This is a genomic window from Exiguobacterium sp. Leaf196, assembly GCF_001423965.1.
In the GTDB taxonomy this organism is placed as follows: Bacteria; Bacillota; Bacilli; order Exiguobacteriales; family Exiguobacteriaceae; genus Exiguobacterium_A.
Window position 1 is genome coordinate 1050800 of the sequence record NZ_LMPV01000001.1, and the last position, 26007, is coordinate 1076806.

The 26007-nt window shown below is 46.1% G+C and carries 27 protein-coding genes; 11 read left to right on the forward strand and 16 right to left on the reverse strand.

Translation table 11 applies throughout. From position 1 onward, the window contains the following. Positions 1–57 precede the first annotated feature (57 nt). On the forward strand, positions 58–1170 hold the full coding sequence (locus ASG02_RS05675) for a hypothetical protein (RefSeq protein ID WP_056061832.1): 1113 nt from the start codon (positions 58–60) through the stop codon (positions 1168–1170). 44 nt (positions 1171–1214) lie between these two features. Here ASG02_RS05675 and ASG02_RS05680 read toward each other — a convergent pair whose 3' ends face one another. After that, positions 1215–1604: a thiol-disulfide oxidoreductase DCC family protein gene (locus ASG02_RS05680; protein ID WP_056061834.1), complete on the reverse strand. Its 390-nt coding sequence runs from the start codon at positions 1602–1604 to the stop codon at positions 1215–1217. Positions 1605–1792: 188 nt separating this feature from the next. Between ASG02_RS05680 and ASG02_RS05685 the strand changes: the two genes are divergently transcribed. Further along, complete coding sequence (locus ASG02_RS05685) at positions 1793–2542, forward strand: SDR family oxidoreductase (RefSeq protein WP_156358985.1); 750 nt, start codon at positions 1793–1795, stop codon at positions 2540–2542. A 55-nt stretch (positions 2543–2597) separates the two neighbouring features. Here the strand turns inward: ASG02_RS05685 and ASG02_RS05690 are convergent, their stop codons facing one another. The 4 genes from ASG02_RS05690 to ASG02_RS15585 are packed head-to-tail and all read right to left on the reverse strand — an operon-like array spanning position 2598 to position 4336. Further along, positions 2598–3056, reverse strand: coding sequence for an NUDIX hydrolase (locus tag ASG02_RS05690; RefSeq protein WP_056061840.1), 459 nt, complete (start codon positions 3054–3056; stop codon positions 2598–2600). Beyond that, positions 3028–3753 (reverse strand): alpha/beta fold hydrolase, encoded by a 726-nt coding sequence (locus tag ASG02_RS05695; RefSeq protein WP_056061843.1) that lies wholly within the window; start codon positions 3751–3753, stop codon positions 3028–3030. The genes ASG02_RS05690 and ASG02_RS05695 overlap by 29 nt, the downstream gene beginning before the upstream one ends. Next, positions 3743–4156: an RDD family protein gene (locus ASG02_RS05700; RefSeq protein WP_056061846.1), complete on the reverse strand. Its 414-nt coding sequence runs from the start codon at positions 4154–4156 to the stop codon at positions 3743–3745. Before ASG02_RS05700 ends, ASG02_RS05695 begins: the two co-directional genes overlap by 11 nt. 12 nt (positions 4157–4168) lie before the next feature. Further along, positions 4169–4336 (reverse strand): hypothetical protein, encoded by a 168-nt coding sequence (locus ASG02_RS15585; protein ID WP_156358986.1) that lies wholly within the window; start codon positions 4334–4336, stop codon positions 4169–4171. Between the two features lie 122 nt (positions 4337–4458). Between ASG02_RS15585 and ASG02_RS15490 the strand changes: the two genes are divergently transcribed. Together ASG02_RS15490 and ASG02_RS05710 are read left to right on the forward strand one after the other, a co-directional pair. Next, entirely contained in the window at positions 4459–4746 is a 288-nt protein-coding gene (locus ASG02_RS15490) for an alcohol dehydrogenase catalytic domain-containing protein (protein ID WP_056061849.1), read from the forward strand. Positions 4747–4779: 33 nt separating this feature from the next. Next, the gene (locus ASG02_RS05710) at positions 4780–5385 is read left to right on the forward strand and encodes a hypothetical protein (RefSeq protein WP_056061852.1); all 606 of its coding nucleotides are present in this window, start codon (positions 4780–4782) and stop codon (positions 5383–5385) included. Here ASG02_RS05710 and ASG02_RS05715 read toward each other — a convergent pair. After that, entirely contained in the window at positions 5367–5963 is a 597-nt protein-coding gene (locus ASG02_RS05715) for a hypothetical protein (protein WP_056061855.1), read from the reverse strand. The two genes, ASG02_RS05710 and ASG02_RS05715, sit on opposite strands and share 19 nt — an antisense overlap. Next, positions 5964–6695 (reverse strand): DUF5694 domain-containing protein, encoded by a 732-nt coding sequence (locus ASG02_RS05720; protein WP_056061858.1) that lies wholly within the window; start codon positions 6693–6695, stop codon positions 5964–5966. Positions 6696–6804: 109 nt separating this feature from the next. Between ASG02_RS05720 and ASG02_RS05725 the strand changes: the two genes are divergently transcribed. Then, a complete protein-coding gene (locus ASG02_RS05725; RefSeq protein WP_056061860.1) occupies positions 6805–7158 on the forward strand; it encodes a hypothetical protein in 354 nt (117 codons plus the stop codon). Between the two features lie 346 nt (positions 7159–7504). Here the strand turns inward: ASG02_RS05725 and ASG02_RS15785 are convergent, their stop codons facing one another. Further along, on the reverse strand, positions 7505–8377 hold the full coding sequence (locus ASG02_RS15785; RefSeq protein WP_235514009.1) for a hypothetical protein: 873 nt from the start codon (positions 8375–8377) through the stop codon (positions 7505–7507). Further along, on the reverse strand, positions 8305–8856 hold the full coding sequence (locus tag ASG02_RS15790) for a hypothetical protein (protein ID WP_235514010.1): 552 nt from the start codon (positions 8854–8856) through the stop codon (positions 8305–8307). Before ASG02_RS15790 ends, ASG02_RS15785 begins: the two co-directional genes overlap by 73 nt. 172 nt (positions 8857–9028) lie before the next feature. On the opposite strand from ASG02_RS15790, the gene ASG02_RS05735 reads away from it, so the two are divergent. Next, entirely contained in the window at positions 9029–9883 is an 855-nt protein-coding gene (locus ASG02_RS05735; protein ID WP_056061863.1) for an AraC family transcriptional regulator, read from the forward strand. 55 nt (positions 9884–9938) lie between these two features. Here the strand turns inward: ASG02_RS05735 and ASG02_RS05740 are convergent, their stop codons facing one another. Then, entirely contained in the window at positions 9939–11288 is a 1350-nt protein-coding gene (locus tag ASG02_RS05740; RefSeq protein WP_056061865.1) for a phenylacetate--CoA ligase family protein, read from the reverse strand. 249 nt (positions 11289–11537) lie between these two features. Then, positions 11538–11927, reverse strand: coding sequence for a hypothetical protein (locus ASG02_RS05745; RefSeq protein ID WP_056061867.1), 390 nt, complete (start codon positions 11925–11927; stop codon positions 11538–11540). Between the two features lie 160 nt (positions 11928–12087). On the opposite strand from ASG02_RS05745, the gene ASG02_RS05750 reads away from it, so the two are divergent. After that, complete coding sequence (locus ASG02_RS05750; RefSeq protein WP_056061870.1) at positions 12088–13512, forward strand: NAD(P)H-binding protein; 1425 nt, start codon at positions 12088–12090, stop codon at positions 13510–13512. 121 nt (positions 13513–13633) lie between these two features. Beyond that, positions 13634–17221 carry a dynamin family protein gene (locus ASG02_RS05755; protein WP_056061872.1) on the forward strand — a complete coding sequence of 1196 codons (3588 nt, stop codon included), beginning with the start codon at positions 13634–13636 and terminating at the stop codon, positions 17219–17221. A gap of 60 nt (positions 17222–17281) precedes the next feature. Here ASG02_RS05755 and ASG02_RS05760 read toward each other — a convergent pair whose 3' ends face one another. The 3 genes from ASG02_RS05760 to ASG02_RS05770 all read right to left on the reverse strand — a co-directional run bounded on the left by ASG02_RS05760 (position 17282) and on the right by ASG02_RS05770 (position 19797). After that, positions 17282–18190: a LysR family transcriptional regulator gene (locus ASG02_RS05760; RefSeq protein WP_035407494.1), complete on the reverse strand. Its 909-nt coding sequence runs from the start codon at positions 18188–18190 to the stop codon at positions 17282–17284. A gap of 12 nt (positions 18191–18202) precedes the next feature. Next, a complete protein-coding gene (corA, locus tag ASG02_RS05765; RefSeq protein ID WP_056061874.1) occupies positions 18203–19153 on the reverse strand; it encodes a magnesium/cobalt transporter CorA in 951 nt (316 codons plus the stop codon). 95 nt (positions 19154–19248) lie between these two features. After that, complete coding sequence (locus ASG02_RS05770; RefSeq protein WP_035407488.1) at positions 19249–19797, reverse strand: hypothetical protein; 549 nt, start codon at positions 19795–19797, stop codon at positions 19249–19251. Between the two features lie 284 nt (positions 19798–20081). Between ASG02_RS05770 and ASG02_RS05775 the strand changes: the two genes are divergently transcribed. Further along, a complete protein-coding gene (locus tag ASG02_RS05775; protein WP_035407485.1) occupies positions 20082–21200 on the forward strand; it encodes an FAD-binding oxidoreductase in 1119 nt (372 codons plus the stop codon). Positions 21201–21239: 39 nt separating this feature from the next. Further along, positions 21240–21563, forward strand: a complete 324-nt coding sequence (locus tag ASG02_RS05780) for a hypothetical protein (RefSeq protein WP_056061877.1) — start codon at positions 21240–21242, stop codon at positions 21561–21563. A gap of 84 nt (positions 21564–21647) precedes the next feature. Here ASG02_RS05780 and egtD read toward each other — a convergent pair whose 3' ends face one another. Together egtD and egtB are read right to left on the reverse strand one after the other, a co-directional pair. Beyond that, complete coding sequence (egtD, locus tag ASG02_RS05785) at positions 21648–22604, reverse strand: L-histidine N(alpha)-methyltransferase (RefSeq protein ID WP_056061879.1); 957 nt, start codon at positions 22602–22604, stop codon at positions 21648–21650. Continuing rightward, on the reverse strand, positions 22604–23884 hold the full coding sequence (gene egtB, locus ASG02_RS05790; protein ID WP_056061882.1) for an ergothioneine biosynthesis protein EgtB: 1281 nt from the start codon (positions 23882–23884) through the stop codon (positions 22604–22606). The genes egtD and egtB overlap by 1 nt, the downstream gene beginning before the upstream one ends. A gap of 421 nt (positions 23885–24305) precedes the next feature. On the opposite strand from egtB, the gene ASG02_RS05795 reads away from it, so the two are divergent. Next, positions 24306–25889: an IS1182 family transposase gene (locus ASG02_RS05795; RefSeq protein ID WP_056061885.1), complete on the forward strand. Its 1584-nt coding sequence runs from the start codon at positions 24306–24308 to the stop codon at positions 25887–25889. Positions 25890–26007 lie beyond the last annotated feature (118 nt).

Here is a 26007-nt window from a genome sequence, read left to right on the forward strand (position 1 = left end):
TGATTTTGAAGTGGAAGGGGTTTTCTTTCAGAATTCGTGTAAGGAGCGATCAGTCTCATGATTGACATCAATCATATTCAAATCAAACAAAGTGGAGAAACTGTTTGCCTCACCTGGGAAGGGACAAGTAACGTCCGTCTCTTATTAAATGGTAGACCGTGTTTCATTCAGAACTCGAATAGCTATCAAACGGAGACACTTCCTTTATTTGAGCCTTTGTCATTCGAACTGATCGATTCAGATTCGAAGACACGTATCGTCACCGCTCTTGTTTCAAGTACAGATGATTTGTTCTGGAACCGAAAAATGACTGTCCTGATCCAACAAGATCATGCTGTCCGACTGTTGTGGGGTGAAATCCCAGAGGTATCGCATTATACGGTATTTCAAGATGGGCATCGATTAGGTCAAACTGCGTCACCTGAATGGCAAGGAACGATTAACCCTGAACAATTTACACGTTTCGAAATCCGGGTGCTCCGTCCTATTTCCAGAAAATCGATGCCGTTCGCACGAATGATTGAGACGTTCGCCCGCGTTACGAATCAGATAAAACAGGAACAAGACCGGGAACGAGAATTCGAACAGTTCGTGCTCTATTTTTCTTTGTACCCGCTATCCGCTTCACATACGAAGGTTTCTTCTTACCGATTGCGTGTACTGACGTTCATTGCTCCTCCGATTCTCATGAACCCGAATCCGTTTTCTCCGCATCGTTATTTCGAAGGCGATGCGCGACAATATTCGCCTTTTTCAAAAGAGTATCGCACCTTTACAGAAGTCCTGACATTTGATGGTGAAACCACTCATCAACTATCAAAACAAGCAAACCCTACCCGATCTTTTGATGCTCGTCATCAGTTATATCGAGAAGATGTAGCGTCGACTCAGCGGGTCTATTTATCAGATCAATCACCAACACGATATACGCTCCACCACTCTGTCGGCAATCCGCTCGTCGTCTCACCTAATATCGACTACGAAATCAAGGTAGCGCATCATTCAAATCTTTGGCGTATCGCAGGAACACATCTCCAATCACCGCACCATGAAGTATATCTGGATGAAGGAGACGATTGTTTTGAAACAATCCACCAAGCCCATGATTTAGGTTTAAGTTTCCTCGGCAACCCGTTGCCAAGTTGTCACTGGTTGCATGTGACCAACTAATGAACAGAAGAAAACCGCGACCGATTCGTCGCGGTTTTTCATATTTAGTCGTGAAATCGAGCACGTGTCTCCGGAGATGGCAGTGCACACTGCTGCTTTTGTCCAAACCAACGATGACGATTGTTTGCAACGAAATCATAGATGCGATCCCGGAGTGAACGTGGAACAATGCGAAGCACTCTCAACAGACGCCATCCACCTCCTAAATGACCGGCAATCCGTAACGCAGCATCCGATTTGATATACGGTACACCCCGGTCAATTACGACGACACTGTCAATCGTTTCCGGGAGATGGTGGCGCTTTACGAGTTCTTGCCCTGTCTCCCCTTGTAACGATGCAAAATCATGGTACCCCTGGTCTCGTTTTAAGATGAACTGGACGCTCGCGTCACAGAGATTGCATTCTCCATCGAATAAGACGATTGCTTTCATGATTGATTCACCCTTCCCTACCTGTTTAACGAATGATTTTGTACACTTTTCCTTTACCACACTTTGGGTATAAACATGCAATTATTTAGTATGTTAAATCATGATAACGCTTTCTCTTCTTCTCTTCATTCCGTTATACTGATTCTGTAAACATTTGGTTTTTACAAATCCATCTACTTAAAAGGAGCATATATATGACAAAACGATCGATTGCCATCGTGACCGGTGCCAGTCAGACACGCGACATCGGAGCTGCAATCTGCCGCCAACTTGTCTCTTCCGGACATGACCTGGTCTTTACTTATTTTAAAGCAACAGCGGATTGGGCGGCTAGTTTTACAACCGAACTCGAAAATCAAGGTGCCCGAGTCCTTGCGATTGAACTTGATTTAAGTCAATCAGATGCTGCTGACGAGTTATTCGCACGCATAGAAGATGTTGGAGCACCAAGCATCCTGATCAATAACGCTGCTCATTCGACAATGACAGATTGGCAAACGCTCGATGCAGCAAGCCTCGACCAACACTATGCCGTTAATCTCCGGGCACCGCTATTACTCGCGACACGTTTTACAAAGCGATTTGCTGAAGCACATCTAACTTCCGGTCGTATCATCCAATTGACGTCCGGACAAGATCTCGGTCCAATGCCTGACGAGATTGCGTACGCTACTACGAAAGGTGCATTGTCAACATTTACGAAAACGTATGCGGCAGCCGTAGCACCGCTTGGTATCACCGTTAATGCCATCAATCCGGGTCCGACTGACTCGACTTGGATGGATGAAGCAACACGGACAGCGCTTAAACCTAGTTTTCCATTTGGGCGAATCGGTGCGCCGGAAGACGTTGCACGATTGATTCAATTCCTCGTTAGTCCAGACGGTGGCTGGGTGACCGGACAAGTCATTCATTCCGAAGGCGGATTCGAACGCTAAACGTGTAGCATGCAAAAACATCCCTCTGACGTCAAAATCAGAAGGATGTTTTTCATTATCGAAAGACCGGACCCATTTCCGTCAAAAAATCGTTCCAGGCGACTTGATGCAAGTCGCTATAGAGTTCTGGCATCTGGTCTCTTTCAAAAAAGGCAATGTCCAATGATTCATTGGAGTCGATCGTTAACTGTCCTCCATTGACTTGGCAAACAAAAAAATGAACGATTGGTTGGGCGACATCCCCATTCGGATAAATCTCTTCGTACTGCGAATAAACACCACTCAAACGTTCAATCGCGACATGAATTCCGGTCTCTTCGAAAATCTCACGCTTGGCTGCTTCGACAATCGACTCTCCGAGTTCCAGTGCGCCGCCGGGAAAGCCCCACGCTTGTTGCTCCCGCCGTTTTTGTAGAAGAATGCGTCCCTCTTCGTCGAAGACGATGCCACCTGCAAAGTTCAACATCACTTTTTCCTGACCGACCTTACTGCGGAGAAAACGTATATAGTCCATCTGTCGCCCCTTGAAGTTTGACTTGCTTCACCCAGACAATCAGTTGTTCGATCATCGCCTCCGTCACAGTATGATTCACACCCGGAAAAACACATAATTCAGTCGTTTGCGTCATACCTGCTTGAACTGCTGTTACGTGATAGTACTGCTGGATTGATAGTGGAATAATGTCATCAGCATCCCCGTGCAGGAGCAAACGCGGACGCTCATCCATCACATCGATCGGATCGATCTTCCATGGTACATCTGTTTCTTTGATAGCAGGTCGTCCGTCGCGCGTGCGGAATTGATGCTCCGCTTCAAGAAAGGCACCGCCCCCATTGATCGCAATGAGAGCTTTAATCGGCAAATGCGCCATGATTCCGTGGGCAATGAACCCACCCATCGAGACGCCGATCGCGATCACATCTGAAACATGCCAGCCTGATTGTTCGATGATAGCTGTCGCTTCCTTGATCGATTGTTCAACGACCGTCCAAAAATAGGTCGTCGATACTTCTGGATCAAACGGATGATCAAACGGTTCACGTTGATCGTGTCGAATAAGTTCCGGGATAAAGACATCGAACCCTTCTTCAGATAATTGTCGTGCAAACTCTAGATAAGAAACAGCCGTACCGCCCCAACCATGGTAGAGTAGAATGGCTCCTGTTGGGTGAGAGGAGCGGACGCTATGGACATGAAAATCAAGCTTCATTTTTTAGCTTCTCCTGGTTCAAGTGGACGATCGTTCTCGCAAAGTCATCTTCCGGTAATCGTTGTCCGTTCTCGAGAAACGGTTTCCAGTACGGTCGAATCTTAAACAACGAGACCGTATCGCGATAAACTGTTCGACGGACGATTTGTTTCGTCGTCAACGGCAATCCGTTCTCGCTCTCGACCTGAATACCACAGATCTGACCACCAATCGTTTTTCCATTCAACAGTTTTAATTGCGCGACTTCTCCTAGAAAACTGATCGTCGGTTGTGTCACGACGGCGTGAACGACTTCTGACTTCACACGTCGTAATACCGTTTTTTCGATGACGACGGAAAGTCCGAGATAGACAGCCTGGTTGATGATATACGCACCGATTCGTCGTTTTGTTGTTGAGTGCATGGATGATCCTCCTTATACGTTAAAATAGACGACAGCGCCGAGTGCACTGACAGCAATCAAATAAAAGACGATCGCGAGTCGTTTGTTTGCGGTAGAGATATCCTTTCGGACAAGGATTTTACTGTACCGAAACGTCAAGAATGCGAACACGAGCAAAGCCAAAATCAATAATGGTTCCATTCGACCTCCCCCTTCCCTTACTTATTCTACCTCATTTCTGGTTTCGAATTGTTATATTTTACAAGTAAAGTGGTATATGCTTAATTTATATGTAATCAATCCAATAATGAAATGAGGTTCATATGTTGAACACTACAACGATCTGCTGTCTTGTGGAGCCGAAGACGCCCGGTTATCTCGTTCGGGAACTGCCGCCGCTCGGCATCCATGACGTCCACGTCCGCACTCTAGCCGGTGCCATTAGTATCGGCGCCGAACTTCCGCAATGGCTAGAACAAGACATGACTGAAACCAGCTATAACTATCCGCTCGAGACCGGATATGAAAGTTATGGGGAAGTGCTTGCTGTTGGTGAAGCGGTCCAAACCGTCAAACCCGGTGATCGGGTCGTCGGCTTCTATGGTCATTAAGATCAAGCGGTCGTACCTGAGTCGAAGGTCATTTTGGTTCCTGCTTATGTCTCACCACGTGAAGCTTTGCTACTGATTCTATCTTGTGACGCGGCAAAAGGCGTCCGAAAACTGACATTGACGCCCGACGCGAGAGTCTTAGTTACTGGAATGGGTACGATCGGTTGGTTGACGGTACATTACTTACGGCATTACGTTAACGTTCGCCAGATAGATATCATCGAGCCGCTCGCCTCCCGAGCTGAATTAGCACGTCAATTAGGGGCACACATCGTCACGCCGGATTCAGACACGTATGACGCCGCCATCGAATGTTCCGGGCGTCAAGCGGCCTTTGCCGAACTTCAATCCGCTGTCCGTCCTCATGGTGCAATCTGCGTCTTATCGGACGGCAACCGTGAATCTTTGACGTTGACGCCCGCGTTTCACGCAAAGGAACTTCAGATCATTGCATCGAGTGACGGTTGGAGCTACCATATGCACGCAGACTGGCTTTTTTCCAACGATCGTCACGCGACATTACCTGCTTTGTTCGAACAAGAAACTTCGTTTTCGGAGCTCGCCAACTGCTTCGCTGCCTTAATGGCATCGACCGATCTCCCGATCAAAGTCTTCGTTGATTATGAGCAGACGAGCTGAACACCGTTCGGATCCGTGCCTGCTAGCGATACGTCGGAAAAGACTGCTTCTTGCAAGACGGTCTTCTCCCCGCGGACGGTTTGGATTTGCGGAACCGGTTGATCGAACAGTTTCGCTAAATCCGCCTCTAATCCTTCGAGCGGCGTCGCTAGGATCAGACGCTCAAGTGTCGTTCCATCAGTATCCGCAATCGCATCTTCATGGATTTGCAGTTCAATCCGTAATCCGTATGGTGTCTGCAAGAACGTCCGACGCTCATTCGGTTGGACTGTAAACGAAAGTGTTTCTGCACGGTCAAGGATCATTTGCAAGTCATCTGATTGAATCAAAAATCCGATGTGGTCGAAGCGAATGACCTTCCCGTACCCGATAGTCACGTTCACTGCCCCGCGTTTCATTTCAATGATCCGAAACACAATCTTATCCGTTCGAAAATCGTTCCATGTCAGAGGTGGATTAAACGAAGAAAATTCTCCATTTTTCTTCCCAATGCGCTGGGAAACGTGAAATCCGCGTGCTGTGTACCAGGCTTCTGTTTCCTCCAAATGTGGTGTCCAAATATGGTAGTGAAATAGCATTTACATACACTCCTTATACTTGTTCCAATCGTTCCATGTCATCACTACAACTTGGTTCGATTCATTTAAATATTGTCTTAATAGCGGAAGATGCGCAGCACCGTACAAACAGACGATTCGCTCGGTCGTCTGGGCAAGTTGCAGTAGACGATCGGCAATCTTTTGATTACGGGCATGCCAGTAGCATTCGATCCAAATCCGCCCGTTTTCCAGCTGTTCGATTTGATCGTAGACCTTAGCGGACGCTGCAATCGTCTCTTCAGCGTGCAATCGATCGAGCCATTCGGAAAAGGATAACTGCTCCATCGCGTTCTCTAACTGTTCAGTCCGCTTCATCTCAGCAGTGACGATTGTCTCGAAAGCTTCCGGATGATGTGAACGGACTATTCCTAAATCCGGTACGCCTGGTACGATTTCGTTCCAATCGATTCCATGCAACTGTGCTAATCCTGCCATCCGGGCTAGGCGAAAGCCGATTTGTTGCCGTTCATTAGCGGTTAAATCACTCTCGTGTTGATAGGTGTCATATGTATGTTGCAGGTCACTTATGCGTTCAGGTGACGTTTCAAGAGCAATGCAAGTCGGTTGAAATCTGTTCAATCGAACGACGACTTCCTTGATTTCCTGTTGCCGTCTCTCTGATGCGACATCAAAAATTACTGGACGAATCAGATCACCATTTGCCGGTCGATCAAGATGGAACATGCCTAACAGTAAAATCTGGGGCTTCATCTACATTCCTCCTTTTCCTGATTTTACCTTATATTTGGTAAAGGAAGCGACCTTTACCTATTATGAATTTACGTTACCATTCAACAAATACTCATATAAGGAGGTTCCGATGAAAAGGATATTCGTCATTGTGTTCATTGGATTTTTATGCGGATGCAATCAAACCGGTATAGAGGATGAAACTAGTTATGCCATGATCGTCATTGTGAACAATAAAGAATATAACGGAACAGAAGCTGAATTGGACGCATCTAAACAACAAGGAGAAAAAATTAGTACGATACTAAAGAAAACAAAAACATACGAAATGCCCCAAGCGAACAGTCAATCGAATCTCTTTTCAGTCGGATCCACCATCTATGCTGTTAAAGGAACAGAAGATTTCATCATCGTAAAAGACAAAGAAAATAAAAAATGGCTTTTACAAAAGGTAAGGGATATCGAAAAAAATCTAAATCAATGAGGCACTTTAACATTTTTAACGTGGTACATCTTTAGAAATACTATCAGCGGAGATGTTTTTTACTTTTACACGAGGTATGGTGAGAAGAAATTAGAAAGGGGCTGACTCAAAAGTCAGTCTCTACAAAGATAAGGGTGGTAAAATAATGATCTGCCACTCTTATCTCATAACAAAAAGAATGACCCGTTTCACGCAACTCTTATAGGAAAAAGCGCATCTTTGCGCTGTCAGAGACAAACAAGACCCGCTTTCCTGCTTGAATGAAACAGGAAAACTGGCTCGTGTCTCGCCTGAAGACAGGGCGTGAAAAGACACGTCATTCTTTTTTTGGGTCAACCTCTTTCTTTTATCCTGTTAAGCTTGATTTAATGAGCAAAATCTTTCCGCTTTCCTCAGCATCGATATATGAAACGGCTTGGACATCAAGTTTGATATCACGACCAAATAAACGGTACAGACGCTCCATCAGAAGGTGTTCGTCTGATTGACTGAATCGCTCCGCGTCAGGAACGTAGTAGATCGATACGCTATCCGGCGTCGATTGGACATATTGAATACGCTCGATATTGTTTGATAAATGTTTGATGATACTCGACAGTTGCGCTTCAAAAATCTTTTGACCATCCGGTTTTTGGATGAATGCCCGCCCCCTTCCGTCAATTGATTCGATGATTGGTCCCGGGTGACCACAGGAACAGGTGCGCTGACTGAGCGTCATCCGATCTCCGACCCGGTAGCGAACGAGGGGAGTGCCGTGTGCATCAAAACTCGTCACGAGAATCTCCCCGTCTGTATCGAGTTCGATGATCCCCATCTCATGATGCAGATGTTTTTGACCAAGTCGACATTCCGAGACGATTGGTGCTCCTTCAGACGATGCATATTGATCAAAAACTGGTCCATGAAACACTTCTTCGATGACCTGGCGCTCTTCCGCTTCGATTCGTTCAGCCGTTGGAAAAATAGCAATCGGTTGACACGTCAAGCGTTTCCCTTCTCGCTTCGCAAACCGGGCGAGTTCAATCATCGCTGACAGAAGACCATCGATTGTTTCTGGTTGAAAACATTCGATGGCTTCAAGATACGCTGCCATCGTCCGCGGGGATAATCGTTTTACCGTGAATAAGAGTTGATTCGCCGCTCGATTCATCCGCCAGTAGGCGTCCGTCTGTTGACGCTCGGGTACGAGATCCTGTGCCGTAAAGCTGATCCGTCGCATGCCATGGTAGACACCGTGGGTCGCTTAAAATAATCCAGATGGGCCATTCGAATTTGCATATCCGGTATCGTATATCGCACTTGCAGTGATGTGCCTGTTGTTCCGCCCGTTTTCCCTATAACTGGCGCAACAATATCTGTTTGAATGTCCTCCATGTGCGTTTGTAATATTTCTTTTGACAGTACCGGAATATGTTTTAGTTCGGATAGGTCCTTTAACGGTAAAAGAATGCCATGCAAAATGAAGAGCTGACGATAATAGGAACTGTGTTCAATGCAAAAGCGAAGGAAGTCATTTAAACGGTCAAGTTGTTCCGCTTTGACGTCGATCGTCGACTGTTCTCGTTCGAGGAGCATCCGAAACCGTTCTTGATAGACCGGTCCATAACGTTCGCGATGCAATTGATACCCATAGAGGGTTGTGAAGAGGTGCTGGAGAAATAGAGGAGAGCGATTGTAGATCTGCTCTTTGATACCCATGTCATCACGTCCTTTCACAAGGGAAGTAACGGTTTCGATGTCTCTACGATAGCCTATGTACCTGACAAGAATATGACAAATACAAGGGAACATGCATCCTGACAAATTGATATCACCTTGGACAGGTCCGATGATCAACGCTCTACTATACTGAAAACAAGGAGGTGACAAGATGTGGCTCGAATCGATTCAACGCGTCATTGACTATATCGAAGATCATTTAGAAGACTCGCTTGATCTCAACGTTTTGACAAGCGTGGCTCAGATGCAGGCATATCCTTTACAACGAACGTTTTCCTTACTTGCGATGATGACCTTACCGGAATACATCAGAGGGCGACGTCTGACGCTTGCTGCGCAACAATTGACACAGACGGATGAAAAAATCATCGATCTCGCCTTACGTTTTGGTTATGAGACACCGGAAGCTTTCACAAAAGCTTTCAAACGTCAGCATGGTTGTTCCCCGACGTTGATGCGAAACGAGCGACGTCGGGTTCACGCCTATAACCGCCTGAGCATTCAGGTGACTTTGAAGGGACTGGATCAAATGGATTATCAACTCATCGAACGGCCTGCTTTACAGATTTCAGGATGGCGAAAACATTTTCCTACGCAAGATGGTGCCCAACAGCAACTGATTCCATTGTTTTGGAATGATGTGAATCATTCCGGTCAAGATGCTACCTTGTTCAAACAAAATGACGGTCAGATTGATGGTGTGATTGGTGTCTGCTCCAATTTCACCGAAGCATCGATGGATTATTGGATCGCGACGACGACAACTGAAGTCCTGCCTGGTCAGGAAACGATGACGATTCCGGCGAGTCTTTGGGCGACGTTCCCAGTTGTCGGTCCGATGCCGCACGCCATTCAAGAGATGTGGCACCGCATCTACCAAGAATGGCTTCCGTCACATGGTTATGAGCCGTTACCTCATGCAGAACTCGAAGTCTATTCGGTAGGCGACCCGTCTGCCGCCGATTATCAATCTGCCATCTGGATTCCGGTGCGTCCGCGCGACTGATGGTTTCAGGACATACGAAAAGGCGAGATCATCGGTGATCTCACCTTTTCGTATGTCATACATACTGTTGCTTAATCAGTAGCGTCTTTCCACTGATTTCTTTCGGAATTTCGGGTACGGCGCGCATGACGACATTCAGTTGTCCTTCAAACAATCGATCAAGAACGAAAAAGAGTTTCTTCTCGTGTTCTTTTTCGAAGCACCGTTCATCCGGCACATACAATAACACAATCTCATCCCGCGTCTCTTGAATATATTGCACACGTTCGATACAGTTCGGGAACGCTCGAACGATTCCCGCGAGCTCCCCTTCAAAGACACGGTGTCCATTTCGTAATTGGATGAAACTTCGTCCTCGTCCGTCAATCGAAGCGATGATCGGACCTTGGTGACCACAAGGACACGTTTCCTGACTGAGCGTCATGCGATCTCCAACTCGATAGCGAATAAGTGGTGTGCCGTGCGTATCGAAGCTCGTCACGAGAATTTCGCCATCCTCATCGCGTTCAATGATTCCCATCTCATAATGTAAATGTTTTTTGCCATACGGACATTCCGCGACGATCGGAGCCCCTTCTGAAGACGCATACTGATCATAGATTGGCGCATAGAAAACATCCTCGACAAGTGCTCGCTCTTCTGCCGTCATCATCTCAGCCGTCGGAAAAATCGCTTTTGGACGAAATGTGCAAGTCAAACCATATTTTTTAGCGTATCGTGCAACTTCGATCATTCCTGAAGGCAAACCATCAATTGATTCCGGCTGAAACCGATTGAGTTGTTCAATATATGCAGCTGCGGTTTTCGGATTGATGTTTTTGATCGAGAACAACATTTGATTGATGACTTTATTTGTCCGCCAATAAACCGGTGCCTTTTGTTGAGGCGAGGCAAGCATTTGACCGGTAAAACTCGCACGGCGCATCCCTTGATCGACGCCATGTGTCCATTTGAAAAAGTCGAGATGCGCCATGCGGATTTGCATGTCTTCTTTCGTGTAATGGACTTGAATCGATTTGCCGGTCGTACCGCCCGTTTTCCCGAGAATCGGAGCATGGACGCGCGCATGGACATCCTCATTTTGTTGTCGTAAGATTTCTTTCGTCAAAGGAGGAATTTGTGTTAGTTCGTCAATCGATCGTAGAGGGAGCTCTAACGCAAGAGAGGAAAACAATTCCTGATAATACGGACTATGCGTTTGGCAAAAAGAAAGGAAGTCGTTTAATCGATGCAACTGTTCCGCCCGTATGTCATTCGGTCGTCCTAACTTCTGCTTCAGTTCTTGTAGGCGTTGTTGATAGGCTGGACCATATCGTTCGTGGAACAGGCGACGTCCTTGTAAAGTCGTCAACAAGTTTTGGATGAAGATCGGTGAGTGAAAGTAAATCGATTCTTTGAGCTGCATGATGTCACTCCTTCCATAGATAAACCACCTTTTACTGATACTTTCATCTTATTTCCAGTCGTCGCCCACCTCAATTAGTTCTTCGTGAATAAACTTAGCTTTTATTTTCAGGACGATTTATTTTATTGAACTCTGATTTACGAACATCTTCTCATCGATTCTTGAACTTACAACTTTTCTTCCATCATAAAAAATCCGACCGACGAATCAGGAAATCTCTTCGTCGATCGGATTCATATACGTGTACCATTACGATTTCGCAACTTTTTGTAGCATCTGACACCCGTAAGCCCGTAATTTAATCGATTCGAGTACAAGCGACATCTGTTGTTCATCCAATCGTTCAATCAACTCGATGATCGTTATCGTCGTTCGCCCATTATATAATTGTACGATCAAGTGGATGATTGCTTCTAACGCTGGATTTGGATAGGGTTCTGACAGAAATTCACGATCAAAAAACTCACCACTATCCGGAAAGAAATAATCCGAGAATCGTTCGAGCACTTGTGGCTGTCCTGTTGCGAGATACAGCATCGAGACCATCGCTGCATCTTCTCGTTGTTTCGGCTTTAAGCGTCTCCACAACAGATCGAATCGTCGTTCATGTTCCGCTTGCATGAATTGTATCGTCTGCATGGTTGAAGCCTCCTTTGTTTTTCATTCTTCCTGTTGATTCTTTTCCTTATATTTTTATTCCCTATTCCATCCAACTGAATCATCTCAGCGTATCCTCTTGCGATTGAACTGACACGATTGGGGGTACATTACAACAGATATAAGAGAGGAGTTTACATCCATGCCAACGCGCCTAGCTTTAGCCGGAGCTACCGGTTACATCGGTCACAATCTACTGAACGAACTGAAGAAAAAATATGACGTCATTGCCCTTTCTCGAAACGGCGATGATAAGGACAATGAGGAACGTGTCGAATGGCGATCGTGCGATCTCTTTTCTCTAGACGATACGATTGCTGGTATGAAAGGAGCGGACATCGCTGTCTATCTCGTTCATTCGATGATGCCTTCTGCTAAATTGACACAAGGATCGTTTGAAAACATGGACTTATTGTTAGCCGATAACTTTGCCCGTGCAGCAAAAGAAAATGGTATCCGACAAATCATTTACTTAAGTGGTATCATTCCTGAGGAAACAGAAAATCTATCGCGTCACTTAAAGAGCCGACTCGAGGTCGAACGCGTTCTTGGTGCTTATGGCACACCGGTGACGACGATCCGTGCCGCATTGATTGTCGGTCCAAAAGGCTCATCTTTCCCAATCTTATCGAAGCTCGTCAAACGCCTCCCCGTCATGGCACTCCCACGATGGACACGTAACAAGACACACCCCGTCGCTTTACCGGATGTCATTCATGCACTTGGTGAAAGTGTCGATCGCGATGATGTTAAAGACCGGGCAATCGATATCGGTGGACCGGAAGCGATGACCTATAAAGAGATGATCCTTCGAACTGCTGACATCATGGGAAAACGACAACCGACCATCGATATTCCTTTATTGACCGTTAAATTATCTCGACTTTGGGTGACGCTCGTGTCTGGAGAACCAAAAGAAACCGTCTATCCACTCGTTGAAAGCATGGTTCATGAGATGGTTGCAGATCCAGAAAAAATGGTTCCAGGGATCAGTGACGGAAAAATTACATTCGAACAATCGGTCCGTGATGCGCTAAAAGAGGAGGAAGAAAAAAAAGGTTCTTCTTCCTCGTCGTCTTCAACACCAGACGCCCTTGACGTTCGTTCAGTTCAACGTGTTCTTTTGCCGAAGGATCGCGATGCCGACTGGGCAGCTGACGATTACATGGATTGGTTATCTTCGTTTGCGCGTCCTTTCCTATCATCAACTATGAACGATCAAGTCGTTGGAATAAACATTCCATTTTACGAACAACCCCTACTTGAATTGACGAAGGAACCGGTTCGTGATCGACAAATCGCGACATACCGGATTACCGGCGGACTGTTCGCAAAAGTCGAGGAAGATAGCCGGGGTCGGATTGAATTTCGGCAAATTCCCGGTACACAGGAATGTATCATTGCCATTCACGAATTCGTCCCTGCTTTACCGTGGATACTCTATAAGGTGACGCAGGCGAACGTTCACTTGCTCGTCATGTATCTCTTTAAATTACACTTATTGCGTCGAATTCATTCGACGGAACAAGAATCAACACACGCAGACGAAATCGTTCCGTCATCTTGATCCCGATTAAAACGATCCGCCTCTTCCTTGGCGGATCGTTTTTTGTCGCTTGCAGAAGGATGACGAAACTAAAAAAATCGTGATACACTGAACGATGACTGAAAGAAAGGGGTTTCATTGCATGCGCTCATTTGAGGAACGATTATCGAACCAACTCGAAGCGACAGCTTCACTCGCCACGTTGATTCAACCTTCAACGGATCAACTCCGTTTAGATAAACTAGATAAATTCGCTATGAAACTATTGAAACGAGAGTTCACGATTGCTTTCGCTGGTCATTTCTCGGCTGGAAAGTCAAGCATGATCAACGCCTTGACGGGTGAATCGGTCTTACCGACAAGTCCGATTCCGACGAGTGCGAACATCGTGACACTTCAACAAGGGGACACTGATTCAGCGATCGTTCACTTTCATGAACAGCCTTCTGTTCGTCTGACAGCAACAGAGCAAGAGGAGCATCTTAAAACACTTGGGAAGAGTGGTGATGTCCGTCAAATCGATTTGACGCATGCTGCGTCCGATCTGCCTCCTGGTCTCGTCTTGATGGATACACCAGGCGTCGACTCGGTCGATGATGCCCACCGTGTATCAACGGAATCCGCCCTTCACTTGGCTGACATCTTGTTTTACGTCATGGACTACAATCATGTTCAATCTGAATTGAACTTCATGGTGACGAATGAATTACAAGCTGCCGTACCGGAACTATATTTAATCGTCAATCAAATCGATAAACATCGTGAAGATGAACTATCATTCGACGCCTTCCGCCGCTCGGTCCATGCATCTTTCGCTGAACATGGTGTCGCGCCGAAAGGGATCTTCTTTACAAGCCTGCGGAAACCAGATCATCCGTATAACGATTTCATGGAAGTCGAACAGCTCGTCAAACAAAGCATTCGTGATGCTCAACCGAAGTTGTTGGCTTCTGCCGCTTTAACGCTTGAAAGTCTTCATCAAGAGCATACACGTTATCTCACACGTCTCGTCTCAGAAGCCCACGAGACGATGGCTGAACAATTGAATGACGCTGAACGACGTGATCCAGAGACGATCGAAACCGAATTAGCCCACGTTTCGCAACAATTAGAAGCACGTCAGCCGGACCGCTGGGTACAAACGTTTTCGTTGCATCGAGATCAACTATTGAAAAATGCGACATTGATGCCGTTCGAATTACGCGAGAAGATGCGTCGTTTCCTCGAGTCACGCCAACGCGACTTCAAGGTCGGATTGTTCCGAAGTACAAAAAAAACGGAAGCGGCTCAAGCAGAGACTGCACAAGATGTGTTGCGTGCCTATCAGACGGTGACCGCTTCCGAGATTTCGCTCCATTTACGTAACTTGATGAAACAATCGTTACGCGACCTTGGTCTCCTGCAGGATATGCATATCGTCGCGATCGATCAGCTTTCACTCGCCCCGCCGCTTTCCGTACTCGAGAGTGCCCTGCCGACTGGCATTACGATCACGGGTGAATCGGTGCTCCAGTTCACGAATCGTGTCGCCGAACAGACACAAGCTTGGTTCGTCAAGGAAACGAATGCGTGGCGGGAGCATGTTCGACTAGAGTTGACATCAACTTTCCCGAAAGAACAAGCTGAGCTATTGCAACAACAAACGTCACTACAGCATAAATGGGACAACGTTCAAGCATGGCAACAGGCTACCGTAGCACTCGAGCGATATGAGTATGGAGTTGCCAATCCATCTGACCAACAGCTCGAACAGGCTCGGACACAAGTTTCAGTCTGGGAAGAGCAATTGATTCAGCAAGAAGCGACAATCGTTTCCTTTACCGGGTATGAATCGGTGACAGAAACAACTGCGTTTGAGCTCGCGAAGACGATCAGTGAGCAACAATCCGTCCGGTTTGCACCAGAAGATGTTGCTCAAATCCGTCAGCAGCTGAATGGTCTACAGGGCTTTGAAGAAGCCGTCGCTTATTTAAATGACAAATTGGATCGACTGACACACCAATCGTTCACGATTGCCTTATTCGGTGCCTTCAGTGCCGGAAAATCATCGTTTTGCAATGCTTTGCTCGGAGAGAAGGTACTACCCGTCTCTCCGAACCCAACGACCGCGTCCATCAACCGGATTCATCCCGTTGACACTACACACTCGCACGGCGTGGCAGAAGTCACATTCAAGTCGGAAGCAGCGATGCTTGAAGACTTAAATGAAGCGATGGTCGCAACGATGACGTTCGAGTCAACGAAACAGGCATACGATACGCTCTTACCACGTGCCGCATCGCTGACGGATCCGTTCTTGCGTGCTTTCTTGACAGGATTCCCAACCGTTCAATCATTCATCGGTACCGTCCAGACGGTCGATCAAGAAGCTTTTAAACAATATGTCGCACAGGAAGAACGAAGCTGTTTCGTCGATGTCATCGATTTCTATTATGATAGTCCCTTAACTCGTCTCGGCGTGACACTCGTTGATACACCAGGAGCGGATTCAATCAATGCCCGTCATACCGATGTCGCCTTCGATTACATCAAAAATGCGGATGCAATCTTGTTCGTCACGTACTTCAACCATGCCTTTGCTCGCGCTGACCGTGAATTCTTGATTCAACTCGGTCGTGTCAAAGATGCATTCGAACTCGATAAGATGTTCTTCCTCGTCAATGCGATTGATCTCGCTGCTTCAGAAAGCGAACGTCAAGATGTCTTGAACTATGTCGCTACGGAACTGCAACGCTTCGGGATTCGGTCGCCCCGACTGTATGGAGTCTCGAGCTTACAAGGACTCGCCGAAAAGCAGCAAGAGCGAATGGATTCAATTTCCGGTTTACCCGAGTTCGAGGAAGCATTTCATCAATTCCTAGCGGAGGACTTGACCGGTCTTGCTAAAGTATCGTTGTCTGAGCAGACGGAAAAGACCGTCGAGCGCCTCGAAAGGTTCATCGTTGCGACTGAAGCAAACCTCCTGCGAAAAGAAGAACGGCTGGCTGAACTGTCTACTTTAGAACAGCAGGTCACCGATCGTTTCGAGGACAATCGTGCTACTTTGATCGAACCTGCACTCAAAGCAGAGATTCATGAACTGTTGCACCATGTCGTACAACGCATTTATTACCGTTTCCCTGACTTCTTCAAAGAAGCCTATAATCCCGTTCGTTTTGCTCAGACGAGTAAAGGAGTAGCACTACAGGAGGCCTTGACGGAACTGTTGACATTCCTACGGTTCGACTTTGAGCAGGAGCTCCGGGTCACGCATTTCCGCATCGACCAATGGCTCGAAGCGGCCTTAGTCCGTCGTCAGCAAGAGGAGCAACAGTTGCTTGAGCAATGGAACGAATCCTTCCAGCTCGCGCCTGTCACGGTCTCTCGGTTGAACGAAATGACGTTCGACGGACCCTTCGAGGATGCAACCCCTTATATTGGTGTCAAACGCCACTTCCGGAATGCGAAAGCCTTCTTTGAGAAGAATGAGAAAGAACAACTGAAGGAAGAACTGGCGACGTTAACTAAACAAGAAGCACTCGCATACACTACTGCTCAACAAGAGCGTTTGCTGACAGTCGCGACGGCACATCTAGATGTCTCTTTAACATCCCTTTCAGAGCACCTGTTACGCCAAGCACTCGAACAACTCGAGAGTGAACGTGCGACGTTACAGGCACAAGAGACACTGACACCTTATAAACAAGCTGCCGCAAAGATTCGCAATCTGACGCAGCACGTCACGTCATGAAACATGATCAATCCATACAAAAGACCGGAGCGCGACGCGTTCCGGTCTTTTGTATTTTCTTCACCGCACAGGCGTTGGCCAGAACGATTGAAAATAGTGGACGATGTATTGATGGACGTGCCGGACGACTGGGCGTAATTCTGTCCCGACAAGTCGGTTCAACGAGACATCCCATAACATCGGCGGCTCGAACGGGATGATTTTAATGTCATCCGCATGATGAAACCGCAGAATCGGTTCCGGTAGGATCGAGATGACGTCGAGTTCTTGAACCATCCCGATCAACAAGTCCCATGCACCAGACATGAAGAAGATATTCGGTTCTTGCTGCACTTTGCGAAACTCCGATAGTATTTGATGATGTAACATGAATCGATCATTTAAGATGACGAGTGGTTCATTTCCGATATCACTATAAGATAGAGCTTCTTTTGCTTGAAACGGATGATTTGGGCGAACGGCAACGACGACTTCATCTTCAATCAATCGAAAACGTTCAATGCCATAGGATTCACCTGGTTCGATCAAAATAGCCAAATCGAGTTCTTCAAGTAGCAGTCGACGTTTGAGTTCAAACGCCCCTTCTTCGATGATTTCGAGTTCAATCCCAGGATGTTCCGCCATGAACTTCGGGATTAACTGTGAAAATAACACAGGGAGAATGACAGGCGGGATTCCGAGACGGACTTTCCCTCGGACGACGTTTGAGCGTTCGCGCAGATGCCCCATCAATGCTTGATGACGTGTCAGAACGATCTTCGCATCTTCATACAATTGACGTCCCGTTTCCGATAACCCTGTCAACCGTCCGTGCTTTCGAATGAATAGTTCCACTTGCTCCAGCTGTTCGAAGTCGCGAATCATCTGACTAAGCGCCGGTTGCGAAATCGACAAGTGTTTCGAAGCACGCGTTAAGTTATAGCCTTGCTCGACAATTGTCGTAAAAAAAAGTAACTGTCGAATATCCACTTACATCTCTCCTTATTCATCAAACCAACGATTTTTTTTGAAGAACAGAATCATCACTAAAGCAAGGAGTCCCATTGCCCCTAACGTCACGAAATAACCATACCGGGTGGTCAGTTCTGGCATATGTTCAAAGTTCATGCCATATATACCAGCGATGAACGTCAACGGCATGAAAATCGTCGTAAAGATCGTTAACGTCTTCATGATGCTATTCATCCGGTACGAATTGAGGGAAATGAAGTTATCCCGAAACTCAGATGTCATCAATCGGTTGTATTCAATCATTTCGGATAACTTTAGTAAATGATCATACAAATCGCGAAAGAATGCTTGCTTCTTCGGATGAATCGATAACCGCTTCGATTCGACGACCCGATACAATAAGTCCCGCATCGGCATGACTGTCCGCGAGATTCGAAGTAACTGCGCTCTTAGTTCGAAAATTTCTTCCATCAACCGACGATCGTTTCCGCGTGATCGATAGCGTTCCTCAAGCGCAAACAATTCATCTTCTGTCGCATGGACGATCGGAAAATAACCGTCGACGATCTTATCCATGATTTTATGTACGAGATCGACCGTTTCTTGTGTGTGTAGGCAATGACTGTATTGTTCAAACACGACGTCAATTTCCGGCGAGGATTGCTCATGGTAGCTAACAAGATGCCGATCACTTGCGAACAAATTGATTTCACGACTCATCAACGTTCCTTCATCAAGTGCATGAAGGACAAAAAAACTATGATCCGCATAATACTCGAGCTTCGGACGTTGTAAATAATGAAAACAGTCTTCAATCGCCAGCGGATGAAAATCAAAGGCATCGATCAATTTTTGCTTTTCTGTATCTGTCGGTTGATTAAAATCAACGAAATAGCGTTTGATACCCGGCTCTTGTATCCGAAATATATCATCTGTCAAAATGATCGTATCGTTCGCATCGATCAATATACAACGAATCAAGTTCCTCTCCCCCCTTTTATTATTTAAGCGTACTATATTATTTCAAATGCAACAAAAAAGGATTCCAGAAAGGGAATCCTTTTTCTTATAGACGATCAACCATGTTCAATATAAAAACCGCTCCAATATACTTGACGATACGTAAATTCTTTACCGCTTTTCGTCGTTACAAGCATTTCATCTTCTGCCATGACGGCGATTTTAATCGGAACTTCACCGTGATCCGTCAAATAATTGAGGATCTCAAGGTGTCGATTCAACCAGAGACGACGACGGAACCATCGAAAACGACTAAACGCTGCACTGAAGTGGAGTAAAGCGAGTGACAGAATAATCAAGGCAAATGGAAGTGGAATATCGAACAAAGCAATCAAATATACATCTGCGATGAGTAAAGATAGCGAGAGACCCATTTCCGTCATCTCCATAAAAGATGCTTTATAGGTCGCGAAGTAGGTCATCACGCGAAACAACAAGATGACCGTTAGATACGGTACGAAATACATTTGAAACACATGGTCCGTGCCACTGTTGACGAACATGAGCAGTGGCAGGAAGAATAGCAATTTCCAGATTAGGATGGCGGAATAAAATAAAGTATGATCCGTGTAGCGTTTGCGTACGATGGCTTGACTCATATTCATTGCCTTCCCCTCCTTCATGATGGACCGTTTCAAAGTCAATGATGACAGGACATGATGCCTATAAGGGTATGTTTCCAAATTCAACTGTTTCTAATCATCTAATTCACAGTTTATAGAAACTGTATATTTAGTATACGTGATTGGTTTCGAAAAAGTTCACTTTCCCCATCATTTCCCATTATTCGATGTGCTACCGATCCGATTCTCACTCTTGCTAGTCGCCCGGATCTTCTACTGCTACAATATAAGATATTCCAATTGAATAGAATCGAGTTGAATTTTTCATGTACACCCATATCATTGTCGGTGCCGGAATTCTTGGTGCCTCGACAGCTTATCATTTATCAAAGGCTGGTGAACGCGTCTTACTCGTTGATCGGAAGGAACCCGGTCGCGCCTCCCATGCGGCAGCGGGCATCATCTGTCCATGGATGACACAACGACGCAATAAAGCATGGTACAAGTTAGCGAATAACGGTGCTCATTTTTACAAGACATTGATTCCTGAACTCGAAGCACTCGGCGAGACGAGCACAGGTTATCAGCAAGTTGGAGCGATCGCCTTACACGAAACATCAAAAATCGATAAGATGGAGACGATTGCGCAAAACCGCTTTCCAGAAGCCCCTGCCATCGAACGGATCGAACGACTCGATCAAGAACGTGTCAAAACGCTGTTTCCGCTCGTTGAACAGATCGAAGATGCCTTATTCGTCTCTGGCGGTGCACGTGTTGATGGACGTGCCTTATGTGCCGCTATGATCCGTGGGGCTGTCGAACACGGTGCGACTGTACTAGAAGGAGATGCTTCTCTTGTCGTAGACAAAGGAGTCGTCACCGGTATAACCATGGAAAACGAACAGTACTCGGCAGACCACTTCATTTTAACGGCAGGCGTTTGGTTGAATGACCTTCTTCGGCCGCTTGACCTTAAAATCGATTTGCACCCAGAGAAGGGACAAATCCTACAACTCGACTTGACGGATTCTACATCAACGACGTGGCCTGTCGTCATGGGACAACGCGGATTGTACCTGGTTTCGATCCACGAAAAGAAACTGATCGTCGGTTCGACACATGAGAAACAGACCGATTACAACTTAAAGCCGACCGTCAAAGGAATGCATGCTTTATTGAATCGTGCTTTACCTGTCTTACCAAGTCTCGAGGAAACGACAATTGATGAACTCCGTATCGGCTTACGTCCCTATACAAAAAACTCGTTACCAGTAATCGGACCGCTTCAAAATCATCCAAACGTGTTCTTAGCAAACGGACTCGGCGCATCCGGTTTGACGATTGGACCTTATCTCGGTAGCCAATTAGCGAAGCTTGCAAATCATCAAACGCTTGATATCGAATGGCAGACCTATGAGCCGACATACGTCTCTTTCGACTCCTAACTCACTTTATGCTTTTTGAAAGGAAGTACGTCATTGTCCATGAAACCAGTAGTTTCACTTGAATTATTTGATGCTTTAGATATTCGTGTCGGTACGATCCAGTCGATTTCGAATCGCACGGATGGCTCAATTCAGCTTGAGCTACAATTCGACGGATTTACACGTTCTTTTTCACTCGCTTGGGATTCACTACGACCTGATGTCCACGAGCTGCTTGGAAAACAAGCGATTGCTGTACTCAACGTACCTGGTCGTACGCCAGAAGAGTCCGGACGAGTACTTGAGATTGGGCGTTCAGAGCAATGGATGCCGATTCTCGTCGTGCCGGAACATCCGATTCCGGAAGGTGCACGGATCGAATAAGACACTTTAATCTATGAAAAACACTCCCCAGTCATGCTTTTAACGGAAGCTTACGTGTAGGAGTGTTTTTTAGTTATGACGCCGTTACATTTTTTCTAAATAATGCACGCTAAATCGTTTGTCATCATCAATCCAGCAATTGACCGGATGAAAACCACTTTGACGAGCGAGTGTCTCAAACTCTTCTTTACTGTATTTATAAGAGTTCTCCGTATGAACCGTCTCCCCCTGTTTAAACGGAACCGTCACGTCTCCGACTTGTACTAATTGATCAAGTTGACTCCGAAGATGCATTTCGATTCGTCCTTTTTCTTCATTATAAAAAGCATGATGTTTAAATCGGGTCACATCAAACGTTCCATCGAGCATCTGGTTCAAGTGCGTCAACATGTTCAAATTGAATGCTGCCGTGACACCGGCTGCATCGTTATAAGCACGTTCAAGGACATCGGTCGATTTTTTTAGATCAACGCCGATCAAGAATCCATCTCCACTTTCAAGGATCCGCGATGAATGACGTAAAAAGTGCATCGCTTCCTCCGGTTCAAAGTTCCCGATCGTCGAACCCGGGAAAAAGATGACCCGTTTTTGAGACTCCTCTACCGGTAAGGAAATGGCTTGTGAATAATCACCACAAACAGCTTTAATATGCAATGCAGGATACCGCTCCGATAATTGACGAGCAGATTCCATCAAAAAGTCTTTTGAGATGTCGATCGGCATGTACGTATCCAAGTGCGTAAACGTCTCAAGCAACATCTGGATTTTACGACTGCTTCCACTTCCATATTCGATCAGCGTATGCACATCCCCAATACTCTGAGCAATTTCCGCTCGGTGTTGCTCCAAGATAGCAAGTTCCGTTCGTGTCGGATAATATTCCGGTTGTTGCGTGATCTGCTCGAACAACTGGGAGCCGATATGATCATAAAAATATTTCGCCGGTAAGACTTTTTGTTCGCGCATCAGACCTTCGATGACTTCTAAACGCATGTTTTGTTGCGGAGTGTATAAGTCGTAGCCAATGACCGTCTCGCGCATCACATATCACCCGCCAATCGGAAGCCGCCAAATAACCAGCGTTTATCGGGTGGGAAGAAGTTTCGGTACGTCTCGCGAATATGATCATCAGGCGTCACGCACGCTCCTCCACGAAGTACCATTTGATTACACATGAACTTCGCATTGTACTCTCCAAGTGCTCCCTCGAGTGGTTTACTGCCTGGGTACGAACTATAAGGACTTGATGTCCATTCCCAGACGTTACCGAACATGCTCGCAAGTGTCGTCTCTGACTCTTTGACTACGACTGGATGAAACGTACCGTTCCCCATCATGTTGCGCTTCGTAACGGAATCGACTTGACGAGAAGCCCATTCCCATTCCGCTTCTGTCGGCAAACGCTTCCCTTTAAAACGGCTGTAAGCATCCGCCTCATAAAAGCTAACGTGACAGACTGGTTCGTCGAGCCTCAATGGTTCGACGCCATTCATCGTAAAGATCGTCCATTCTCCCGCGTCATCCTTCATCCAATATAATGGCGCTTTCCAGCCTTCTTTTTGAACCGTCGCAAAGCCATCAGATAACCAATACTCTGACTTTTCATAGCCACCTGCTTCAATAAATGCCAAATACTCCCCGTTCGTGACAGGACGTGTCGCTAATTCAAACGGATGTAGCCACGTTTTATGGCGCGGACTCTCGTTATCAAACGCAAAACCGTCTCCTGTATGACCAATCTCGACGAGTCCTTCCTCAAATGGAATAAAGGATGTTTCCATGAGTGCATTTTCAGGCACGTCCGGTTCTAACGACTTTGACTGATAGGCAGGTAATAACGGATTCGTGAAAAAGTTATACTTCACGTCCATCAAAATCAATTCCTGATGTTGTTGTTCGTGTTGTAGTCCCATCTCGACCAATGCTTCGATTTTTCGTTGATCTTCTGGAGTCCGTTCTTCTTTCAAGAACTCGATCATTTGTCCATCGACATATGCCCTATAAGCGATGATGTCCTCGACGGTCGGACGTGACAACATTCCCCGTTGTTGACGAGGTTGATAAGGTCCGATTGAATTGTAGTACGAGTTAAACAAATAATTGTATTTCGGATGGAAGACTTGATAGTTTTCACTATATTCCTGTAGTATCATCCGTTCAAAAAACCAAGTCGTATGGGCAATGTGCCATTTTGGCGGACTCACGTCTGAACTAGCTTGAATGATGAAATCCTCTGCTTCGAGCGGTTCGATTAAGGCGATCGTTTGGTTGCGAACGGTTGCGAATTTTTCAATTAAGTACGATGTCGTTTCAAATAGCATGTCAATCACTCCCTATCCAAAATATTCCGAATTTTTTGGTCCATTTGACTTATACCCGTCCTATGGAAGAGTTATGCTAAGGAAACAAAAAAAGGAGGCTGGGACATAACTCAGTTTCACAAACGAAAGGCCCTCGAAACGTGTAGTCGTTTCGAGGGCCTTGTTCTATGACGAAAAACCGATTCTGAATAAACAAATAAGGACAACCTCTGATAAAGTTAAAGTGACAGGCATGGGGAGTGGCTTCACGAACGAGGAGAGAGGCTGGGACATAACTCAGTTTCACAAACGAAAGGCCCTCGAAACGTGTAGTCGTTTCGAGGGCCTTGTTCTATGACGAAAAACCGATTCTGAATAAACAAATAAGGACAACCTCTGATAAAGTTAAAGTGACCAAACCATAACCATCGGAGGTGCCCTTATGTTTAAAGATTATAACATGAACCAGCTGGTTCTGCCCTTAGATTTAGAAGTTCGTCTTCAAGAAAATGATATCGCGTTCGCTGTCCATCATCTCGTCGAATCCATTCCGGATGATGTTTTCGATCCTTTCATGCGGACAACGGGATGCCCTGCTTATCATCCGCGGATGATGATGAAAATCATTTTATGTGCCTACACACAGTCGGTCTTCTCCGGTCGGAAGATTGAGGGATTACTATCCGATAGTCTGCGGATGATGTGGCTAGCGCAAGGGAATGCGCCGAGCTATCGTACCATCAACCGTTTTCGAGTGCATCCCGCAGTCACTCCAATCTTGAAGCAAGCCTTCGTTACCTTCCGTTGCCATCTCGTCGAGATGGGAGAAATCAATGAAGAAGCCATCTTTATCGATGGTACAAAGCTAGAGGCGAATGCGAACCGATACACCTTTGTTTGGCGGAAATCGATCGAACGTCATAGTTCGTCTCTCGTGGACAAATCGAATCGTATCTATGACAACCTCGTCGAACAAGACATCCTACCGGAAATTGAACGAGAAAGCCCGAACGAGCTCACTCTCTCAGAACTCGAACACATGGGTGAAGCTTTAGACGCACATATCGCTTCCATCAACCAAAAAATCGAGGCGAGTTCGGATACCCAAGACAGAAAACGTCTACGTTCTGAACGGAAGGAACCACGTCTCCTTCGAAAGGAGATTACAGATTTCATCGAACGGAAACAGAGATACGCCCTCCAAAAGAGGACGCTCGCTGGACGGAACAGCTATTCGAAAACAGACACAGACGCGACGTTCATGCGAATGAAGGAAGATCATATGCAAAATGGACAACTCAAGCCAGGCTATAACGTTCAAATCGCGACCGAAGGACAGTACACACTCGCTTATGATATTTATCCGAATCCGACGGATGCCCGGACGTTACTCCCCTTTTTAGATGAGATCAGCTCATATTTACCACTACCACCGCATATCGTTGCGGATGCCGGCTATKGGAGTCAGGAGAATTATCAGGATATTCTGATGCGCCGAGGGCGCATTCCACTCATCCCTTATACGATGTTCGAAAAAGAAAAGTCTCGAAAATGGCGCAATGATCCATTTAACACAGCAAACTGGTCTTATGATGAAAGGTCGGATCGTTTTGTGTGCCCTAATGGACAGGACGTAACATTCCGTTACATGTCCAAGAGAACAGATCAGTACGGATTCACGCGTGATTTCAAGGTGTATGAAAGCGAAGGGTGTGATGGCTGCCCGTTTCGCTCCCGTTGTACCAAGGCCAAAGAGGGTCGTCACCGACAGGTACACATAAACACTTCATGGGAAGAACAAAAAGAACAGATGAAAAAATGGCTTTCAGATCAAAAAACAGGATCCCTCTATGCGAAACGGAAGATAGACGTGGAACCAGTTTTTGGATATCTGAAGGCTAATTTGAGTTTCACTCGCTTTTCTGTGAGAGGAAAAGCGAAGGTGAAGCGTGAGCTCGGCTTCATCCTCATGGCCGTAAATTTAAGAAAATGGCTCATCCAAAGCATTGCCCGAAGGGCAACTTGACGCGAGACAATAAAAAAAGAAGGAATTGCACATCCTGAGTGATGGCAATTCCTTCTTCTCGTTAAATTCAGCTAGTTATGTCCCAGCCTCTTKTTGAAACCTGATTATTGAGCTTGTT

Bases quoted from the DNA above. Each gene is read 5' to 3' on its own strand.
- ASG02_RS05700 (WP_056061846.1), bottom strand. From the start codon at position 4,156: ATGCACTCAACAACAAAACGACGAATCGGTGCGTATATCATCAACCAG.
- ASG02_RS05675 (WP_056061832.1), top strand. From the start codon at position 58: ATGATTGACATCAATCATATTCAAATCAAACAAAGTGGAGAAACTGTT.
- ASG02_RS05725 (WP_056061860.1), top strand. From the start codon at position 6,805: ATGAAAAGGATATTCGTCATTGTGTTCATTGGATTTTTATGCGGATGC.
- ASG02_RS05745 (WP_056061867.1), bottom strand. From the start codon at position 11,927: ATGCAGACGATACAATTCATGCAAGCGGAACATGAACGACGATTCGAT.
- ASG02_RS15785 (WP_235514009.1), bottom strand. From the start codon at position 8,377: ATGCGACGGATCAGCTTTACGGCACAGGATCTCGTACCCGAGCGTCAA.
- ASG02_RS05680 (WP_056061834.1), bottom strand. From the start codon at position 1,604: ATGAAAGCAATCGTCTTATTCGATGGAGAATGCAATCTCTGTGACGCG.
- ASG02_RS05770 (WP_035407488.1), bottom strand. From the start codon at position 19,797: ATGAATATGAGTCAAGCCATCGTACGCAAACGCTACACGGATCATACT.
- ASG02_RS15490 (WP_056061849.1), top strand. From the start codon at position 4,459: ATGTTGAACACTACAACGATCTGCTGTCTTGTGGAGCCGAAGACGCCC.
- ASG02_RS15585 (WP_156358986.1), bottom strand. From the start codon at position 4,336: ATGGAACCATTATTGATTTTGGCTTTGCTCGTGTTCGCATTCTTGACG.
- ASG02_RS05780 (WP_056061877.1), top strand. From the start codon at position 21,240: ATGAAACCAGTAGTTTCACTTGAATTATTTGATGCTTTAGATATTCGT.
- ASG02_RS05750 (WP_056061870.1), top strand. From the start codon at position 12,088: ATGCCAACGCGCCTAGCTTTAGCCGGAGCTACCGGTTACATCGGTCAC.
- ASG02_RS05715 (WP_056061855.1), bottom strand. From the start codon at position 5,963: ATGCTATTTCACTACCATATTTGGACACCACATTTGGAGGAAACAGAA.
- ASG02_RS05740 (WP_056061865.1), bottom strand. From the start codon at position 11,288: ATGCAGCTCAAAGAATCGATTTACTTTCACTCACCGATCTTCATCCAA.
- ASG02_RS05695 (WP_056061843.1), bottom strand. From the start codon at position 3,753: ATGAAGCTTGATTTTCATGTCCATAGCGTCCGCTCCTCTCACCCAACA.
- ASG02_RS05735 (WP_056061863.1), top strand. From the start codon at position 9,029: ATGTGGCTCGAATCGATTCAACGCGTCATTGACTATATCGAAGATCAT.
- ASG02_RS05755 (WP_056061872.1), top strand. From the start codon at position 13,634: ATGCGCTCATTTGAGGAACGATTATCGAACCAACTCGAAGCGACAGCT.
- ASG02_RS05720 (WP_056061858.1), bottom strand. From the start codon at position 6,695: ATGAAGCCCCAGATTTTACTGTTAGGCATGTTCCATCTTGATCGACCG.
- egtB (WP_056061882.1), bottom strand. From the start codon at position 23,884: ATGCTATTTGAAACGACATCGTACTTAATTGAAAAATTCGCAACCGTT.
- ASG02_RS05690 (WP_056061840.1), bottom strand. From the start codon at position 3,056: ATGGACTATATACGTTTTCTCCGCAGTAAGGTCGGTCAGGAAAAAGTG.
- ASG02_RS15790 (WP_235514010.1), bottom strand. From the start codon at position 8,856: ATGGGTATCAAAGAGCAGATCTACAATCGCTCTCCTCTATTTCTCCAG.
- ASG02_RS05775 (WP_035407485.1), top strand. From the start codon at position 20,082: ATGTACACCCATATCATTGTCGGTGCCGGAATTCTTGGTGCCTCGACA.
- egtD (WP_056061879.1), bottom strand. From the start codon at position 22,604: ATGCGCGAGACGGTCATTGGCTACGACTTATACACTCCGCAACAAAAC.